Origin of the sequence: Zobellia alginiliquefaciens (assembly GCF_029323795.1) — a bacterium.
GTDB lineage: Bacteria > Bacteroidota > Bacteroidia > Flavobacteriales > Flavobacteriaceae > Zobellia > Zobellia alginiliquefaciens.
In genome coordinates, this window is sequence record NZ_CP119758.1 from 3,797,215 (window position 1) to 3,816,304 (window position 19,090).

At 39.1% G+C, this 19,090-nt stretch carries 8 protein-coding genes; 4 read left to right on the forward strand and 4 right to left on the reverse strand.

The annotated features are described in order from the left end of the window. The first annotated feature begins 219 nt into the window (after window positions 1-219). Window positions 220-1,776 carry an alpha-L-fucosidase gene (locus tag P0077_RS15710; RefSeq protein WP_276166160.1) on the forward strand — a complete coding sequence of 519 codons (1,557 nt, stop codon included), beginning with the start codon at window positions 220-222 and terminating at the stop codon, window positions 1,774-1,776. A gap of 177 nt (window positions 1,777-1,953) precedes the next feature. Here P0077_RS15710 and P0077_RS15715 read toward each other — a convergent pair whose 3' ends face one another. Then, on the reverse strand, window positions 1,954-3,471 hold the full coding sequence (locus P0077_RS15715; protein WP_276166161.1) for a sulfatase family protein: 1,518 nt from the start codon (window positions 3,469-3,471) through the stop codon (window positions 1,954-1,956). 157 nt (window positions 3,472-3,628) lie between these two features. Continuing rightward, complete coding sequence (locus tag P0077_RS15720; protein ID WP_276166162.1) at window positions 3,629-7,879, reverse strand: two-component regulator propeller domain-containing protein; 4,251 nt, start codon at window positions 7,877-7,879, stop codon at window positions 3,629-3,631. Between the two features lie 687 nt (window positions 7,880-8,566). Here P0077_RS15720 and P0077_RS15725 point away from each other — a divergent pair. From P0077_RS15725 to P0077_RS15735, 3 genes are read left to right on the forward strand one after another with little or no spacing between them, the layout of a single operon-like run. Continuing rightward, on the forward strand, window positions 8,567-11,701 hold the full coding sequence (locus tag P0077_RS15725) for a SusC/RagA family TonB-linked outer membrane protein (RefSeq protein ID WP_276166163.1): 3,135 nt from the start codon (window positions 8,567-8,569) through the stop codon (window positions 11,699-11,701). 11 nt (window positions 11,702-11,712) lie between these two features. Continuing rightward, window positions 11,713-13,623: a RagB/SusD family nutrient uptake outer membrane protein gene (locus P0077_RS15730; RefSeq protein ID WP_276166164.1), complete on the forward strand. Its 1,911-nt coding sequence runs from the start codon at window positions 11,713-11,715 to the stop codon at window positions 13,621-13,623. A gap of 21 nt (window positions 13,624-13,644) precedes the next feature. Then, entirely contained in the window at window positions 13,645-15,648 is a 2,004-nt protein-coding gene (locus P0077_RS15735) for a SwmB domain-containing protein (protein ID WP_276166165.1), read from the forward strand. A gap of 335 nt (window positions 15,649-15,983) precedes the next feature. Here P0077_RS15735 and P0077_RS15740 read toward each other — a convergent pair whose 3' ends face one another. Beyond that, window positions 15,984-17,663, reverse strand: coding sequence for a sulfatase-like hydrolase/transferase (locus P0077_RS15740; protein WP_276166166.1), 1,680 nt, complete (start codon window positions 17,661-17,663; stop codon window positions 15,984-15,986). A gap of 28 nt (window positions 17,664-17,691) precedes the next feature. Then, entirely contained in the window at window positions 17,692-19,086 is a 1,395-nt protein-coding gene (locus tag P0077_RS15745; RefSeq protein ID WP_276166167.1) for a sulfatase-like hydrolase/transferase, read from the reverse strand. Between the last annotated feature and the right edge of the window lie 4 nt (window positions 19,087-19,090).

The following is a 19,090-nucleotide window of genomic DNA, read 5'->3' on the forward strand; positions in this document are numbered from 1 at the left end:
ATTGGCGTTCATAAGAAAATAGAGGTTGTCAATGAATTGTCAAGTTTTAAGTGGGGCGATACCCTTAAACTTGTGCGGACCCCATTATAAAACAAATGCCTGTATGTCCATTTGTTGTAAACTTTAGAACATGTGTAGCGCGTGTATAGACCGTAAAAATAGAATTTAGCAATTCTTAACAGGGCGATAGAAAAGTACTATCGTCATAACAACCTCGCTATGAATTTTAAACATTTAGCGGCATTATCCGTCGCTATTGTCTGTATTGCTTCTTGTGGCAGCTCGGATAAGAAAAATCAAAAGGACAAAGCTCAGTTGAGCCTTGCGGACACCTCTAAAGTGTTTCAGCCCAATTGGGAATCGATCAAGAAAAATTATAAAGACCCAAAGTGGTTCAGTGATGATAAGTTTGGAATTTTCATTCACTGGGGCGCATATTCCGTTCCCGCTTTTGGTTCGGAATGGTACCCCAGAAGAATGTACATGGATACGGCTACGTTTTCGGCACAATTAAAACCTGGTAAAAAGGGTCCAAATGCAACGTATACACATCATAAAGAGAAATGGGGAGACCAAAAGGAATTCGGTTATAAAGATTTTATCCCAATGTTCAAGGCCAAAAAATTCGATGCTAAAGAATGGATAGATTTATTCAAGAAATCAGGAGCCAAATATGTGGTTCCCGTTGCCGATCATCATGATGGTTTTGCTATGTACAAATCCAACACTACGCGTTGGAATTCGTATAACATGGGCCCGAAAAGAGATGTTTTAGGAGAGCTTTTTAAGGAAGGTCGTGCTCAAGGCTTGAAAATGGGAGCCTCTTCCCACTTTGCCTTCAACTGGTCTTTTTACAATAAAAAGGACAAGTTTGATACGGTAGACCCTGAGTATGCCGACTTATATTCCAGTAAAGGAAAAGACTTGAGAGAACCTGTTTCCGAAAAATTCAAAGAGCGCTGGTGGAACAGAACCATTGACTTGGTAGATACTTACCAACCGGATATTCTTTATTTTGATTTTTATGTGGATATAGAGGATTTTGCCGATTTAAGACCCAAATTGGCTGCCTATTACTACAACAAAGGTCGTGAATGGGGCAAAGAGGTTCTGATCAATGATAAGAATTTTGGTCACGAAGCTTTTCCCGAGGGAACCGTAATCTATGATTTAGAACGTGGTAAACTTCCTGGCATTCGTAAACTTCCATGGCAGACCGATACATCTATTGGTAAAAACTCATGGTCTCATGTTACCAATTGGGATTCTAAAACCGCCAATCAGCTGATCGATGATTTAGTGGATATCGTTTCCAAAAACGGAAACTTGCTATTGAATGTAGGTCCCAAAGCCGACGGTACCATTCCTGATGACCAGAAAGAAATTCTATTACAAATTGGTGATTGGCTTGCCGTTAATGGAGATGCCATTTATGATACCAGATATTGGAAAACGTTTGGCGAAGGCCCTACGGAGGTAAAGAAAGGTCACCATTCCGAAGGGAAAAACAAAGAATTTACAGGACAGGATATTCGCTTTACCCATAAAGGAGATAAGCTTTACGCTATTATGCTGGCTTGGCCTAAAAATGGTGAAATCGCTATTGAATCATTAGGTAGCACTACGGAATACGCCAAAGACCTTAATATAAAATCGGTTCGTTTATTGGGCAGTGATGTTACAGTTAATTTTCAGCAAACGGAAGATGCATTGTCCATTACGGATTTAGGTGAAAAATCGGGTGAATATGCCCATGTATTAGAGATTTCAATTTAATGTAAACTCTATTTTAAGATTGTTTTTTTTGTGTTAGTTTTAAGTGCCCCGGTCGTTCATAGCCGGGGCACTTTTTTGTGCCTGTATTTAGGTAATAAAAAGCTTTTAAACAAATAAACCGCCTGTTCATATGACTACGAATAGGGCGATTTAATAATGGTATTCTGTTTGAAGGTGCTACTTTTTTGCTCTGTAATTTTTAAGTACACTACTAATATCAAGTGTATCTTCCATATCTTTTTGAAGTTGTAGCAACTCAGCGAACATGGTGTCAACTTTTTCTTGGTATTCCGGGTTTGCTGCCAAATCGTTCATTTCTTTTGGGTCCGCTTTCAAGTCGTAGAGTAATACTACATCCATTTTAGGATATATGATCAGTTTGTAACCGTCTTTGCGAATCATACGCTGTAAGTCTATATAGCCGTTGTAAATAGCATCGTAATGACTTTCTTTTTTATCCCCGTTTACTAGGTCTAGCACACTATTGAAGAATACATACTCTGGTTTTTTAATCCCAGCCAACTCTAAACTAGTGGCCATGGCATCCTGTAAATAAATATCGGCATCTATTTTTTTATCTTTAGGTATTTTGGGACCAGCTATTAGGAAAGGAGCTCGTATACTATGATCAAACTGACTTTGTTTGCCTATAAGTCCGTGTTTACCGACAGCTAGACCGTGATCGGCCGTGAAGATAATATACGTATTATCCATTTTACCCGTTTTTTCCAATCCCTCTATAATTTTCCCGATTTGAAAATCTAGATGGGTAATAAGGGCGTAATACTCTTTGGTGTGCACTTTAACGGCAAATTTGGTTCTAGGAAAAGGAGCTAAAGCTTCATCCCTTAGACTGGGTCCATTGCCCATACCATCTCTGTAAGGGTAGAGGGGAAGAAAACTTTCCGGAACACTAATACTATCCAAAGAATACATATCTACAAATTCTTTTGGCGCCTGCCTAGGGTCATGGGGCGCGTTAAAAGCCAAATACATAAAGAAAGGATTATCGCTTGTTTCAGTTTGTTCTATAAATCCAAGGGCATCATCTTTTAGGACTTCGCTCCAGTGTTTACCACCCTTCCAAAAACCGCCATGTTTCATGTTATTGGGCGTCCAGGTAGTATCACTTTCGTTTAAGGGTCTGTTATATCCTGTAGGCATTATATCTGCAGGAGTCAGTCCTTTTTCTTTTAAAGTGCGAAATTTTGCCTGAATATTCTCGCTAGCCCACAGGTCTCCAGGCATTCCCGGGCGGGTGTGAACTACATTTTGAAATACATTTTGAGCCTTGGCATCAACATGCCATTTTCCCGTCATATATGTATCGTATCCGGCACCTTCCATGAGTTTACCCCATGTTTTATCAAACTCTTTACCGTTATTCCAGTTTTTACGAAACTCATTTACTTCCCATAACTTTCTACCGGAAATAATCATAGCTCTAGAAGCTGCGCAAATAGCACCGTTCCATCCGCCCATATTAAAGGCATGTGTAAAGGTGGTTCCGTTATGGACTAATTTATCCAGGTTTGGAGTCTTTATTTCTTTATTTCCCAAGGCGTTTATGGCGTCGTACGTCATATCATCGGCAAAAATGAAAACTACATTAGGTTTAGAAAGGGGTTTTTCTTTTTTTTCGGCTTTGCAGGAGAATAGCAAAACCGAGATAAGGGCAAGCGTTAAATTTTTCAAAGGATTAATTTTTGGGTTAAATAGTTTGTATTGAATAAGGTCATTGTAAATATACTAAATCATGTTCAAAAGTGTATTTTGGATACTTATTATGCTTCTGATTATAAATGATTTTTGTGTATTACTGACTAGTATCAATTGAATATTTCAACATTTTTCAGGTATCAGCAGCTTCTTTTTTCTTACTGATTTGTTTCACGTATTCGCTAGGGACCACTCCAAACTGTTTTTTGAAGCATTTAGAAAAGTATGATGCGGTGCTGAAACCAGTTTTGTACATGATTTCTTTTACGGAATAGCTACTCTGGTTAAAGAACTGCACGGCACGTTTTAGACGTACATTCCTAATAAACTCGCTTGAAGATAAGCCAGTAAGTTCTTTGAATTTAAGGTAGAGGGTACTTCTGCTCAGACCCATTTCCTTTACGAGCATTTCTACATTAAAATCGGTGTTCATCATATGTTTTTCAACGATTTCTATGGCCTGGCTCAGGAATTTTTCATCCATGGAGGTCACGGCAATTTCGCTAGGTTGAACCGTTATTTTTCTGTTGAACCTTTTTCTTAATTGTTCTCTTCGCTTAATTATATTTGAAAGTTTGAGTTTTAAAAGTTCAAAATCAAAAGGCTTACGCAAATATTCATCAACACCTAATTCAAGACTTTTTAGCTCTATCTCTTGCGATGATTTTGCGGTTAGTATAATGATAGGAATGTGACTGGTTTCAGGTTGACTTTTCAAGTGACGGGAAAAATCAATACCATCCATAATAGGCATTACAATATCGCAAATAACAATGTTGGGCATTACCTTTTTGGCGATTTCCAATCCTTTCTTACCATTTTCCGCTTGATAGACAGTATAAGTTTTGCCAAGCACTTTGCTTATGAACGTACGAATGTCCGGGTTGTCATCTACTACCAATAAAACAGGTAGTTTAGACCTGGTTTCGGATAAGCCCTCATCAATTAGGTCATCGTTTAGACCAATGGCAAAAGATTCGGTTTCCGAGGAGCGGACGAGAAAATCATTATCGGAAACGTCTTTACAGCTAATCTCGTTAATATTGGTATAGGTTTCTTTGTCCTTTGGTAAGTGAACTACAAACTTGGTCCCTTTATCCGGTTTGCTAAAGATTTCAATTCGTCCTTGATGGAGCTCCACTAGGTTTTTGGTAAACGAAAGTCCAATACCAATGCCTTCAGGGTTTATTTTTTGATTGTTAGTCCCTTCTTTTGCAGAATTAAAACGTTCAAATATTTTTGACATTTTGGCTTTTGGCATACCAATTCCGGAATCCTTCACTTTAATGACGACTTCGTTTTTTCCCTCAATGATATCCTCTGATATTTTTACTCTAATTCGGCCACCTGCTTCGGTGAATTTAAAAGCATTGGAGAGCAAGTTGTTCATGATCTTCTCTAAAGCCTCATGATCAAACCAGGTAATGAGCGTATCCGAGATGGCATCCACTTCAAAATCTATAGATTGCTTGTGCGCCATGAATTGGAAGGGTTCCGCGACTTCACGTATAAACGCAATAATATCGCTATTTCTCATAACCAACCTCATCTTACCTTGAGTAATTTTTCTGAAATCTAAAAGCTGCGTTACCAAACGTAATAAATAGTTGGTGTTTTTTTGCATCAGGCCAAATTGCACTTTAAGCGATTTTTGATCTAGGGTGGAAACGTTTTTTTGAACGTATTCCAATGGGCCTTTTATAAGAGTAAGTGGCGTTCTGAACTCATGCGAAATATTGGTAAAAAACTCCAGTTTCATACGTTGAAGTTCTTCTGACCTTTCGCGCTCAACGGATTCCAGTTCCAATTGATGTTTTTCAGATGTTCTAATAAAAGTATATCTCCAAAATAACCAAAGTAGCCCTATTAGAACTAACCCATAGCAAACGTAAGCAATATGGGTAAGATACCACGGAGGTATAATTCTAATATGCAAGATAGTGGGTTCCGGGTTCCAAACACCATCATTGTTGGACGCTTTTACTTTAAAGATATAATTACCGGGCTTTAAATTGGTATAAGTAGCATACCTCTTTTTTGCAGTTGTTTGTGTCCAATCCGTATCAAAACCTTCTAACATATACGCATATTCGTTTTTGGAAGGAGCGGCATAGTGTAGAGCGGCAAACTCAAAGGAAAAGTTGGTGTTACCGTATTTGAGCTCTATCTCCCTACTTTTGCTGATGTTCTTTTGTAGAATAACCCTGCCATTTATTTTATCGCCTATTTCTACGGATTTGTTAGATAATAGTAAATCTGTAATTACCGTTTTTGCGGGATATTTGTTTTCACGTATTTCATCAGGGTAGAAAGCATTGAAGCCGTTAATGCCACCAAAAAGCATTTCTCCATCTGCTCTTTTTAGGCAGGCAAGCTCTTGAAATTCATTGTCTTGAAGGCCATCACTTGGATTGTAATTTTGAAACGTTTTCTTTTCAGTATCAAAACAAGACAGCCCTTTGTTGGTAGATAACCAGAGATTTTTTTTACCGTCTTCTAAGATTCCTTTGATTACATTATTTGGTAGCCCGTCTAGAGTAGAATACAGTTCAAAAGTGGCCTGACTTTCATCTGTTCCCGGAATAAACTTATTAAGTCCGCCACCAAAAGTGCCTACCCACAAAGTACCCGCAGTACTCTCGTAGAGAGAAAGAATATAATTATGGCTTATAGATGTTGGGTCGTCCGGGTCATGTTTGTATACTTTAAACTTAGGCCTTTTTTTATATCTCTCTTTATTGGAGAGCATGCCAAGCCCATCTCCGGTAGCAAACCACATGTTACCTTTGCTATCTTCTAAAATGTTCCGGATGATATTACTAGAGATCGAGTTTGATTTACCGGGATAATACCCAAAAGCTTGTCTTTGAAAATGCCCCACGGTGTCGGTCTTTATCCACCTATGAATTCCTGAATTATAAGTGCCGATCCACATATTTTCGTTAGAATCTGACAATAGGCTAAAAACACCATTGTTCAAATTTGTTTTGGTCAAAGCCTCTTTTGATATTTTGTGAGGATCGCTAATATCCATAAAGTAAAGCCCGGGGAACCCCTCCGTGCCTATCATTAGGATGGGACTATCGCCTATGACGGTTTCTTCTATGGCAAAGATTTTTGAAATGGAGTTGAAATGCTTAAAATTTTTGTAGGTGCCATTGGCTTCTTCTTTTTTCAACATATTAAGACCACCACCCTCCGTACCGATCCATAAGGTGCCGTTACTATCTTCGAACATGGACCTGATTTTGTCATAACTCAGACTTTTAGGATCAGAGGTGTTTCTAACATGTTGAAATTGTTTTCTCTTTGGGTCAAAAGTATTGATTCCTCCTCCGTTGGTGCCAATCCATATAATACCCGTATCATCCATGAATAATGACCGTACAATATTTTTACTTAAACTTGTAGGGTCTTTTGAGTCATAAATGAATTTTTTTAAAAAGACGGGTTGTTTGTCATGGGTAAAATTTTCAAAATAAAATAGCCCACGGTCAGATCCTGCCCAAATATGATTATCCTTATCAAGAAGAATGCTGCTAAATGTTCCTGTATGAAAGCGTTTAAAATTATTCTCCAATCCGTGGCTTTGGTAATATAGGCCTCTGCTGGTAGCTATAAATAACCGGCCTGTGGCATCTTCTGCTATACCTTTAATAGTAGTTGAAGGTAATCCGATTTCATCAGTAATATTGGCAAAGAAGTCTTTGCCTTTGCCATCTTTTCTAAGCTTGTAAATTCCACTTTTACCACCTACGAACAGCCCCCCTTTTTTATTCTCATAAATAGAGCTTACAAATGTACCGTCATACCTGGCAATATGAGAATTGATGTCAGAATTGAAATGTTCAAATTCTAGCTTTTCAGAATCTAATTTTTCAGAAGCGGTATTGAGGTCTAATTTATCAAGTCCGTTTCTAGAACCTACCCACAAGCGTTGTTTACTATCTATAAAAACTTTGGTAATATGGTTGCTAGAAATACTCTTAGGATTATTTTTATCGTGGGTGTATTGCGTGAACTTACCTGTGGTAACATTAAAAAAATTGAGGCCGCTGCCGGTTGTACCGATCCAAAGATTACCATCATTATCCGCTGCAATATCAAAAATAAGATTACTGCTTATGCTTTCCGGGTCATTGTCATCAAGGTTATATACCGTGAATTCATATCCATCATATTTGTTGATGCCGTCATGGGTTCCAAACCACATAAAGCCTTGTTTGTCCTGATAAATTATGTTGACATCACTTTGTGATAGCCCGTCTTTGGTAGATATATGCTGAAATGAGATTTGATTTTGACCCAATGAATGCGTCAGAACCCCTAAGCATAGGAGTGAGAAGAAATAAATTGATTTTATTTTGTTAGATACTTGACCCATTTAATACAATGCATTAATAATTATGATAAGCTTATAGGGTGAGATATAAATGGAATCCACTGTTCACTTTTGGAAAATTTATTCTAACCTGAGATACTTCAAAAGAAACTTATCATTTATCCAAATTTCCGTTTGGCGGTTTACTCTCTTTCTTCTGAAATGAGTATGATAAAAATCTCGTCCATTTTTTGATAACAATGTAAGATAAAACTAAGATTTGAAATGGAGTAAATGGTTTTGATAGTAAAACATATGATTAATCATATCTGGTTTATTTCTGTTAGCCCTTGTTTTTAGGGGTATTTTGGAATATTTCTGTTTTAACTATCTTTTGATCATAGTGCTTCTGATTGTATTCAGCTATTTCTTGTCTGTCCTATATAAATGCCTTTCTATAACATAAATTTAACTTTTGGAAAGCCTGTCATTACACACTTCATTGGCAGTATTACCTCTGTTAATTGCATTTTTTATTTACTCTTTGTACTAGGTTTTTTTGAGTTAAGATATTGCTGATTAACCATATACGGCACAATGTTACTTGGTCATTAATCATTTGATCTAAAGATCAACTCATCTGTGATTATCTCGTTGAAATAAAAAAGGAACATTTGTTTAACTAAACTTTAACAACGAGAATATATGAAAAACAAGCAATTATTAATTAAAAAATCTAGGCGGAAGCTCATGATACTCATCTTGGGTCTCTGCTTTGGTATTGCTAGTGCGCAGGAGCTATCCGTTTCGGGTACGGTCTCCGCCGATGGTGCTCCATTGCCGGGAGTAAGTGTGTTAGTAAAAGGAACGCAAACCGGTACCGTTACAGATTTTGACGGTCTGTATAGTATTATTGCCAAGTCTACTGATGTATTAACCTTCAGTTATATTGGTTTTGCAACCAAAGAAATAGCCGTAAGCGGTAAAACAAATTTGAACGTTAGTTTAGAGGAAGACGCTTCGGAATTAGATGAGGTTATCGTTGTCGGTTATGGTACACAGCGAAAAAAGGAACTTACCGGTGCGGTGGTGCAGGTAAAGTCAGAAGAATTGACCAAGACTACAACATCGGATATCGGTACCGCTTTACAAGGCCAGATTGCAGGTGTGAACATTACGGCCAGTTCTGGACAACCCGGAGAGGAAGCCAATATTCTTATTCGTGGTTTTAGCTCGCTATTAGATGGGCAGAATGGCCCGCTCTATGTGGTTGATGGTATTCCTTATAATAGTGATCCACAATTAAGTATTAGTGAAATAGAATCTATAGATGTCTTAAAGGATGCCGCATCTGCTTCTATTTATGGTACGCGTGGCGCGGGTGGAGTTATCTTAATTACTACCAAGCAGGGTAAAGTTGGTAAAATGGATATTCGGGTGAATTCTGAATATGGAGTCCAGGACATTACTTCGGGCACACCACTTATGACCCCTTATCAACTCACCTATATGGAAATGCTACGCGGCGCTCAATCCAGCGGCAAGGTTCAGGGGGGTGTAAATGCAGAGATTCATAGAAATAGATCATGGTTTACAAACGATACTCAGTTAGAAGATTTGATTCTTAACGATTTAGCTCCTATTCAAAATCATTCGGTAAACGTTTCTGGGGGTAAAGATGGATTAACGTATAACTTCAATGCTAGTTTCTATGACCAATCTGGTATTATGATCAATTCGGATTATAGTCGCTTTAATATTAGGTCAAACACCCAATTTACTAAGGGGAAATGGAAAATAGCAACCGGACTGACCTTTAAGAGAGATGAGAAGACACTACCTAATTATGGCGTTTTCAATAAAATTTTGGAGTACAAACCGTATCAACCGGATATAGAACTTGGACAAACAGAATTGACCGATGTTACTGAGGATGATGTGGATGAGACTGGAGGAATCGGTCCGATTAGAAATCTAGGAGGGGTAGCCAGAAATTTAAATACCAAAGAGGTAAGAGATGGTACCAGTAACGGTGCCAATATTCAAATTGATTTTGACGCCACTCCATCTATAAAATTAACAGCTAGGGGAGGAGCTAATTTTTCACATGAAAAAGGGGTTAGAATTATACCAAGGTTAGACGTTTATAATACGGCCGGTGATTTGATTCCGCCAAATCCATGGGATATTTCATTAATACAGACCGCTGTCACGGATAATAATAAGCTAACGTTTGAAGGTATGATGAATTACCATAAGAAGTTTGGTAAACATGATGTAAACGTTTTGTTGGTAAACTCTATGGAACGTACGGAAAATGAATACTTCAGGGCAGAAAAAAGAGATAATGCCGATGCTGCAGTAACTGTTTTTGATGGCTATACTACGGGAGATTTGATTACTTCCGGTGGAAGGGACTATACAAGAACTCTTATTGGGTATTTGGGTAGGATACAGTATAACTATGATGGTAAGTATATTTTTAGCGGAAGTATTAGAAGGGACGGTTCCTCCCAGTTCAGTCCGCAGAACCGGTGGGGCTGGTTTCCTAGTGCCTCCTTTGGTTGGAATGTGTCTGATGAACCATTTTGGGAACCAATTAAAGAAACCGTCAACTCCTTTAAAATAAGGGTCGGATACGGTACCACAGGTAATGATAGGTTTGCATCGTACAGCAACCAAGCCGTTGTAGATCTTGGGCAGGATTACCTTTTTGGAAGTGCCGATGTTGATCCAAGTCTGAATTCTACAACAGAAACACCGGCTTTGGGAACAACGCAAGAGAGGTATGCCAATGAAAATGTAAAATGGGAAACTTCCAAAGAACGAAACCTTGGGGTTGATTTAGCCTTCTTTAACGGTAAGCTTACTTTTTCCAATGATGTATATGTAAGTGAAAAGAAAGATTTGTTGTTTGGAGTAGTCAACCCACCATCAACAGGAGTTTTTGGAGGTAATAGAAGTAGTATTCTAAATATTGGTGATATGAGAAATACAGGTCATGAAATGGCTCTGAAATTCAATCACTATGGTAAGAAAGGATTCAAATGGAATGTTGGTGTTACCTATGCCAAAAACGTAAATATGGTAACCAAAACAAGTCCTAACAACCCTGTTATATTCTTGGATAATAGTTATATCTCACAGAGAGGACCTAGGGAACTGGTAAGTGTTATCCGCGAAGGCTATGAGGCGGCGGCTTTTTTTTTACGTGAAACGGACGGAATTATTAAAACGGAGGAGGAACTGGAAGCATATAGAGAAATTGATCCAGCGGCCTCATTGGGCCAGTTAAGGTATGTGGATCAACCAACCGTAGATACAGATGGTGATGGTATTCCAGATGCTGGTGACGGCAAAATAGACCAAGATGATAAGGTATACAAGGGTAGTGGCTCAGAAGATTTTAACATGGGCTTCAATTTTGGAGCGAACTACAAAGGTGTAGATTTTTCGATGAACTGGTATGGTTCTCAAGGTGCGGAAGTTATGAACGGTAGTAAAGCCTATGCCTACCAATCGGGAACACATGCGGATATTTATTACTCATGGACCGTGGTTAACCCATTATCGGATATTCCATATTATGATGGTTCGCCAAATACGGATTCATATAGAGATGCTTCGGATTACTTCTTAGAAGATGGTTCTTTCATTAGACTTAGAAATATTAGTCTAGGATATTCATTGCCGTCAAAACTTACGGATAAGATGAAAATAGCCAAGCTTAGAATTTATGTCCAAGCTCAGAATTTACTTACTATCACCGACTATTCAGGTTTTGACCCAGAGGTGGGGAACAATGGTTTCAGTAGCAGAGGTATTGACCAAGGTACATACCCGGTAACCTCACAATATAAAGTGGGTCTACAATTACAATTCTAACACAACTAAAGATGAAAAAAATATATAAAATAAAAGAGAGAACAATGCTTAGTCTCTACAGGAGAGCTATGGCGGTGTGCCTACTAGTGCTGGTTTCTCAGGCATGTAGCGAGGATTTTTTGGACCAGACAAATCCTAATTCCCTGACTACAAAAAGTTTTTGGAAAAACAATACTCAACTTAATCAGGGGTTAAATTCAGTTTATAGTGCATTGAAGGATAATGACATTTTAGGTATTCAAAATGAATCTATCCGAACAGATTTAGCCGTTCCCAGCGGTTATAGACAAGCAACAAGACCGGATGAAATGTATTTTCAGGATTTTACGTCAAATACAAAGTATGTAGAGAACAAATGGAACGCGCTGTACTTAGGTGTGTTTAGGGCCAATCAAGTTATTGAGAACTATGAGCGATTAGCAGAGAGCTATACTACTGAGGCGGCTGAAGAAGAAGGGCTAAGGATATACGCGCAAGCACGTGCGTTAAGAGGGTATTTTTATTATGTACTTAATACAAGTTTCAATAACGGGAATGTACCCTTGGTAAGTACGGTTCCTAAGAATTTTGAAGATTTTCAAAAAGCATTGTCTTCTTCAGAAGCGGTACAGGCTTTTTACCGTGATGATTTGCAATATGGAATGGACAATTTACCCAAAACCTACTCGGAATGGGAGTCATTGGGGAGTAATAATCTAGGTCGTATTACTGCCGGGGCATGTGAAGCTCTTATGGGCAAAAGTTATTTGACGGAAAATGATTTTCAAAATGCTGAGGTCTACTTTAAAAGTGTAATTGAGAATTATAATTATGCATTGGTAGAGGATATTGCTACAACCGTAACGGGCATAGCAGAATTCAATTCAGAGTCTATTTTTGAGATTAATTATACAACCAATGTAAACCTTGAAACGACGGGAGAGGAATCATTATCCCAGAATATCACTTACATAGTTTTTAACGCTAACATTCAGCCCAGTTCATGGTTGGTAATGAAGTATAGATCGGAAAAACCGGATCCAGCGGATCCAGCTAATATTAATGTTGGAGCAGATGTGTACAATGATAACGGGGAAGTAATTGGTACGGAGGATCGTATGCGGTTGTACAGTAAAAGAATGGGCGATTGTATGGGGCAAGTAGATGACCCGGATTCCCCCATGTATGGTGTGATAAATGGAGAGTACGGTAATGCATCAGGGGTTGCTCCTTTTGCCAGGAACCGTGTTAATATGTTTAAAAAGTTCTTGCACTGGAATACCATTGGCGGTGGTGCAGGAGAAGATAGGTCAACCTTAATGAACAATCGTTCCGGGATTAATATTCCGGTGATACGTTTGGCAGATGTGTATTTAATGTATGCAGAATGTATGTTAGAGGCCGGTAATCTATCCGAGGCCCTAAAGTATATCAATAGAATTAGAAAGCGTTCACACTTGGTTTTATTGGGCAAGTCTTCGGAGACAGGTGCAGAGTTCAATAATTTGGAGACGACTTATATGGATGATATAGATTTTGATTCTTCAAACGGCCAACAGCCTGTTACCGTTCAAAACTTAATGGAACATTTACGTTTTACGGAAAGACCTTTAGAATTAGCCCTGGAAGGAGACCGTGCTACGGATTTAAGACGTTGGGGTAAATTTAAGGAGCAATTGGAAAATCTAGCTTCAATAAAATATGATTACTGGCATTACGAGAAAAACTTGAACGGGAAACATGGTACAAGATTCAAGTGTTTCTTGACGCTTTCGGGAGAAGCGCCCGCAACGTTTGAGGGTAAAAAGGTATTTAACCAACCACCGGAAGTGCAGGATGCAACGGTAGGAGCTCAGAAATTTAATGAAAGCTTACATGCCTATTTACCTATGCCACAAAGTGAAATTGATTCTAACCTTAATTGGGACGAATTTGTTCAATAAATCAAATCTAAACCAAAGAAAATGAGAGATATAAAATATAGTATTAGGTTTCTTTTTTTGCTGCTGATTGTTGTTGGCTGTGAAGATGATGACGAGTACATAGCACCGAATACCTTTGTAGATGCAGCTTTTACCACTACATGGGGTACAGCGACAGTAAGAGATATAGATATCAACAATTATGGGTCGTTTATGGACCTATCCAATGGAACCACAAAACACGAATGGACCATACCGGAAGGAACCTTTTTTCTGGAAGGGCCTCTACCCACCAGAGCAGATAGCTTTGAGTCTAATATTATTGAGGGTACGGGAAAGGTTTCGGATGAAAGAACGGTACATGTGTTGTTTACAAAAGGAGATTCCCTAACTCCTATAAAACTCCATAATGAATATGAGGAATATACGGAGTTTGCTTTGCCCACGGGTTGGGATGCGGAAACCAACTCGGTAATTATAGATACCTTAAAGACCGTGCAAAAAGGTTCGGCCTGGGTTTTGGATTACACCATTTTTATTGATGTTTATGATACTATCGTGGCAGATATGGAAATCAGGGACTTGGAAGGGAATACTATCGATTTTAAAAATCAAGCTGAAATAGATATTAAGTTTGGTGAGCAACTTATTTTTGAAGATTTAAGTCGCCAAAACAATACTTCTAGACCAACATCTACAATTTGGACTATTCATACCATAGAGGAGAATGAAGAAGACAAGGTGAATATTATAAATGTAAACGAAGAAAAAACTATTGATACGCTAACCTTTAACAAGCGTATTGGTAAGTTCAAAGGCCGCTTGGTTTCAAGAAGAGATAGGACCGAAACCGTTCAGGCAGACGACGAAACTTATGAGATACCCGTAGTTTTCAATGTGACCGCATTGGACGAAGCTCTAGAACAGTCTGGAGATGTAATTGAATTGGCGGATAATACTATTGAAGTGCCTTTAAGTTCTAAATTGGTACCTCTTACAGAAGATGTTTCCACCAACTTTGTAGTTGAAGTAAATGGTACGGCTAGGTCTGTTACTTCTGTAGTACAGAGTCCTGAAGATGCCTCTGTACTTGTACTTAGCTTAGACACTCAATTAGAGGGTACTGATGCAGCTAATACGGTTACGGTTTCCTATGACGGTGGTAGTGCTACATTGCAATCTGTAGATGAACGTGTGCTGGAAGCTTTTAGTAGTGCTCCCGTTGAGGTGTATGTTCCCGTTCCTGTGAATAGGGTAGGAATGATTCAAAAAACTACTGAGGACGATGTAATTTTGGTGGCTTTTGACCAACCGCTAGACCCAACTTCGGTTACTGCCTCTGCAGACGCTGCTATGGGCTTTTCGGTCATGGTGAACGGTGTTCCTTTAACAGTCGCCTCGGTTGAAGTGGATCCTGCAGATTCTACTCGTTTAAGAATGATACTGAACGAAGAGTTATATAGAGATGATGAGATTACCGTTTCCTATGCTGGTCCAGGCGATATTCGTTCTATTGGGGCTGGGGAATTAGTAGATTTTGGTCCTGATATGGTCATGGCGAATGAAGACAATATTTTAGGTGACGTAGGTAATTATGAAAATCCGATTGATACGGATTGGTTAAATACGGGTTCTAATGGTGCGGGAGCAGCTGATATAATTGTGGCACCAACACCTGATGTCATCTCTATGGTGGAGCCCACAGGAAACGTCATGCATTTGTCCGCTCCGGATGGGAACAAACCTAATACGGTTACCAGTGCAACCTTTCCGTTTGAAGCTGGTGTAGCATACAGGGTGAAATTCAAAAGGTATTTGGGCAGTACCACCACAACTACATTTGCCAAGCATTATTTTGGGAATCAGCAAATTGATGATTCTTGGAACGGTGCGGAAGACGTATTGGGAACTTGGCAGTTGGTTGAGTTCACTTTTACTGCAGATGCCACCTCAAACGGAACGGTAAGGATTCAACCCGTACCAGCAGGAATAAGTGATGTTTATTATGACGATTATATAATTCAAGTAGATGATAATCGGCCATAAATAATTTTGAGTAGAGTTAGTAGTGTGTTAATTGTTTAGGTAAAACCGCTCTCTATGGAAACATAGGAGCGGTTTTTATTTATCTATTATTCAAAGAAAAATGGATAGGCAACTGTTGCTATTAAAACGTTCTTGGCAAAATCCATTCATGACAGTGTAATAATTTACCGTATTTTTTGAAAGAATGAATCAGGGGTAAAATCAACCCTTAAAAGATTGGGGGAAACCAAATAAGCTCTTACCTCTTAACAATTTAAAACAGGCAGACCACTTATTTACTCTTGGGTTGCAAATTATTTCAATAGGACTAATTTTTATAATTACAAACCTTAGTTTTACTTTGGTTCAATAATAACACCTCTTTCTCCTTCACTGTCTGCGGTATACCTAAGAACCTTTGGGAATTCAGTGCCTCTAGCATTGGTGATTTCTGTTTTCCACACCTTTCTCAACTCTTCTAATTTACTTTGGTTTGATGCATCCGAAGCTAAGTTGGTAGTTTCTTTTGGGTCTTTCTTTAGATTGAACAATTCTTCGTAAACAGCGGGTTCACCTTGCAAAGGGCCATCAGCAAAAGAACGGTACAACGCTATATCTGGATCATGGACTTTATAGAGCATGGCGCTCGTGTTGATGCCCATTTTTTTTGCTGTTTCAATCTTTTTTAATGCGGATAGATTTTCGTTTTTATAGTAACGAATGTATTTCCATTCATGGTCTTGAACCGATTCGCATCTTGGGTTTCCAAATTGAGTGGACCATAAATTTTCAGTGTAAAGGTAAGGGCGAACGGCATCTTCTTCTCCGGCTAATAATTGTGTCAAATTTTTGCCTTGGTAGCTATCCGGAATGGATATACCCGCCATGGTCATCATAGTGGGAGCAATATCTATGCTTTGTACCAAGGCATCCGAAGTTTTACCCCGCTTTGATTTTTTTGTGTTAGGGTCAAATATAATCATAGGGACGTGAGTGGTTTCCTCATAACACAAAGCTTTTCCGCCAAGTCCGAATTGTCCCATAAAAAGTCCGTGGTCCGAGGTGAAAACAATAACGGTATTTTTATCTATTTTTTGGTCCTTCAAGGTTTGTCTTAGTTGACCAATAAGTCGATCTATGCCTGTCATAGCCTCTAGTTGTCTTGTGTAGCGTTCTTTAAAACCTTCAGGTGTATCTACATAGTCATAGCCTGTCTGACGGTCTTCTGCATGATGGATTTCCTTAGGAAGTTTCGGGGTTTTAATATCTTTTCGAGCTACATAATTTTCTGGTAAAGGCAAGTTTTGGTCGCGATATAAGGTTTTGTATATCTCATCGTCACTCGCTCTCATTTCCATAGAGCCTGTTCCGTTCCCATGGGGAAGGTTAAAGCAAACGGAAAGCATAAAGGGCTTATTGGTTGGTCGGTTATCAATGAATTTTATTGCTCCACCTAGCTTCTGTTCGTTCGATAGAAAATCTTGAATACCTTCACCAACTACTTCTACTTGAGTATCGTTTATAGCGTCTTTAAAAATCTTGTGGCGGTCTTTAGGATAGAAACCTAAATGACCATGACCGGCATACCAGTAATCAAAGCTTTTTTCCATTACTCCGCTGTCGTATCCACCTTCGCCTACAGGTACATGGTTTTTACCTACCCATCCCGTGTAATAGCCATTTTCTCTCATGACCATAGGGTAGGTGTTAGTCCAGCCTTCTTCTGACATGCTCGTACCCGAATTGAAATTTATACCGTGTTTCCTTTCAAACTGACTCGTAAGGATACTGGCTCTACTGGGCGTGCAAATGGCACTGGTAATATGGGCATTAGTAAAAAGTACACCGTCATTCGCCAATTTATCTAGGTTCGGAGTCTGAACAATTGTGTTTCCTGTGCAGCCCATAAGACCATATTGCTGGTCATCCGTCAATATGAATATAAAGTTCGGATTATCCTGGGCGTAGCCTGTAGTTATTGAGGTTACGTAAATAAAAAGCAGTGTGAAAATTGATTTTATAGCTGTCCGGTTCATATTATAATTGCATTTTTATTAGTATTATTTATTTACCCGTAGTACCCTGGGCTTTTTTGCGCATGCCCTGCAATGCTTTTTCTTCTTTGATTACATTTTCTTGGTGGGGGTCGAACCAGCCCGGAACTAGGTTTTTAGCATCCCAGGCGGTATAAGCTTTTTCTAATTCTGCAATTACTTCAGGATGTTTATCTGCTATATCCGTTCGTTCCCAAGGGTCGTTTTTCAGATTAAAAAGTAGGGTTTTAGCTTTGTATGCGCTTTTGTAGAGTTTGTAATCTCCCATTCGGACGGCATATTCAAAACCTCCCACCGATCGCCAGAACAACTTTTCATGTGGAGTGTCCGTTTTTCCTTCTAAAATGTAGGGTAGAAGGGTAGTACCGTCTAATTGGTTTTCCTTTTTTACGTTTCCTCCAGCTGCTTCTAGAAAGGTAGGGAAGAGGTCTAATGAACTAATGGGTTTCTCATAACGCTGACCGCCCTTCAATTTATTGGGCCATGTCATAAAGAAGGGAACTTTTATTCCCCCTTCGAACAACATGCCCTTATGACCACGAAAAGGTCTGTTGTCCGCATGCTGCGTGCGTCCGCCATTATCACTTAGAAATACTAGAATTGTATTTTCTTTCATACCATTGACAATTAGTGTTGAGTCTATTCTGCCTACGTTTGCATCTAAGGCATTTACCATAGCGGCATAAATACTTCGTCCACCATATTCAATATGCTTTGTGTTCTCTAAATATTGTTTTGTAGCATGGTCAGGTGCGTGTGGGGCATTATAGGCCAAATACATAAAGAAGGGTTTATCATCTTTTTTGTTGATAAAGTCTATGGCTTCATCCGTAAAGTCATCCGTAAGGTACCGTAGTTCATTTTCAGGAACCGGTATGCCATTTCTTACAACAGTTTTTATTGGCCCACTAGGTTTGCCCCAATAGTTCATTCCGCCACCGGCAAAACCGAACCAATGGTCAAAACCTTGATGCGGGGGGTGCAGGTTGGCATGGTCGCCCAGATGCCATTTACCAATGGCGCTGGTACGATAGCCCTGTTCCTTTAAGGCTTCGGGAATCATTTTTTCAGAAAGAGGAGTGCCTACCGTATCATCGTTTTCGGCTTCGTAAGGCATGTTACAATCGTGTCCGAAACGGGCTTGGTAACGACCTGTTAAAAGTCCGGCACGGGAAGGGCTGCAATAGGGATGAGAAACGTATCCGTTCTCAAAGATTACACCCTCAGAGGCAATCCGGTCTAGGTTGGGAGTAGGAATATCCGTTGCACCATTAAAGCCAACGTCTGCCCAGCCCTGATCATCCGTTAAGACTACTATAATGTTCGGTTTTTGTTGTTGAGCTCTGCTCGGCAGGGTTGTCATAAAACCTATAGCAAATATGAATAAGAGTTTGATGTTCTTCATTTAT

Bases quoted from the DNA above. Each gene is read 5' to 3' on its own strand.
- P0077_RS15725 (WP_276166163.1), top strand. From the start codon at position 8,567: ATGATACTCATCTTGGGTCTCTGCTTTGGTATTGCTAGTGCGCAGGAG.
- P0077_RS15720 (WP_276166162.1), bottom strand. From the start codon at position 7,879: ATGGGTCAAGTATCTAACAAAATAAAATCAATTTATTTCTTCTCACTC.
- P0077_RS15735 (WP_276166165.1), top strand. From the start codon at position 13,645: ATGAGAGATATAAAATATAGTATTAGGTTTCTTTTTTTGCTGCTGATT.
- P0077_RS15710 (WP_276166160.1), top strand. From the start codon at position 220: ATGAATTTTAAACATTTAGCGGCATTATCCGTCGCTATTGTCTGTATT.
- P0077_RS15740 (WP_276166166.1), bottom strand. From the start codon at position 17,663: ATGAACCGGACAGCTATAAAATCAATTTTCACACTGCTTTTTATTTAC.
- P0077_RS15745 (WP_276166167.1), bottom strand. From the start codon at position 19,086: ATGAAGAACATCAAACTCTTATTCATATTTGCTATAGGTTTTATGACA.
- P0077_RS15730 (WP_276166164.1), top strand. From the start codon at position 11,713: ATGAAAAAAATATATAAAATAAAAGAGAGAACAATGCTTAGTCTCTAC.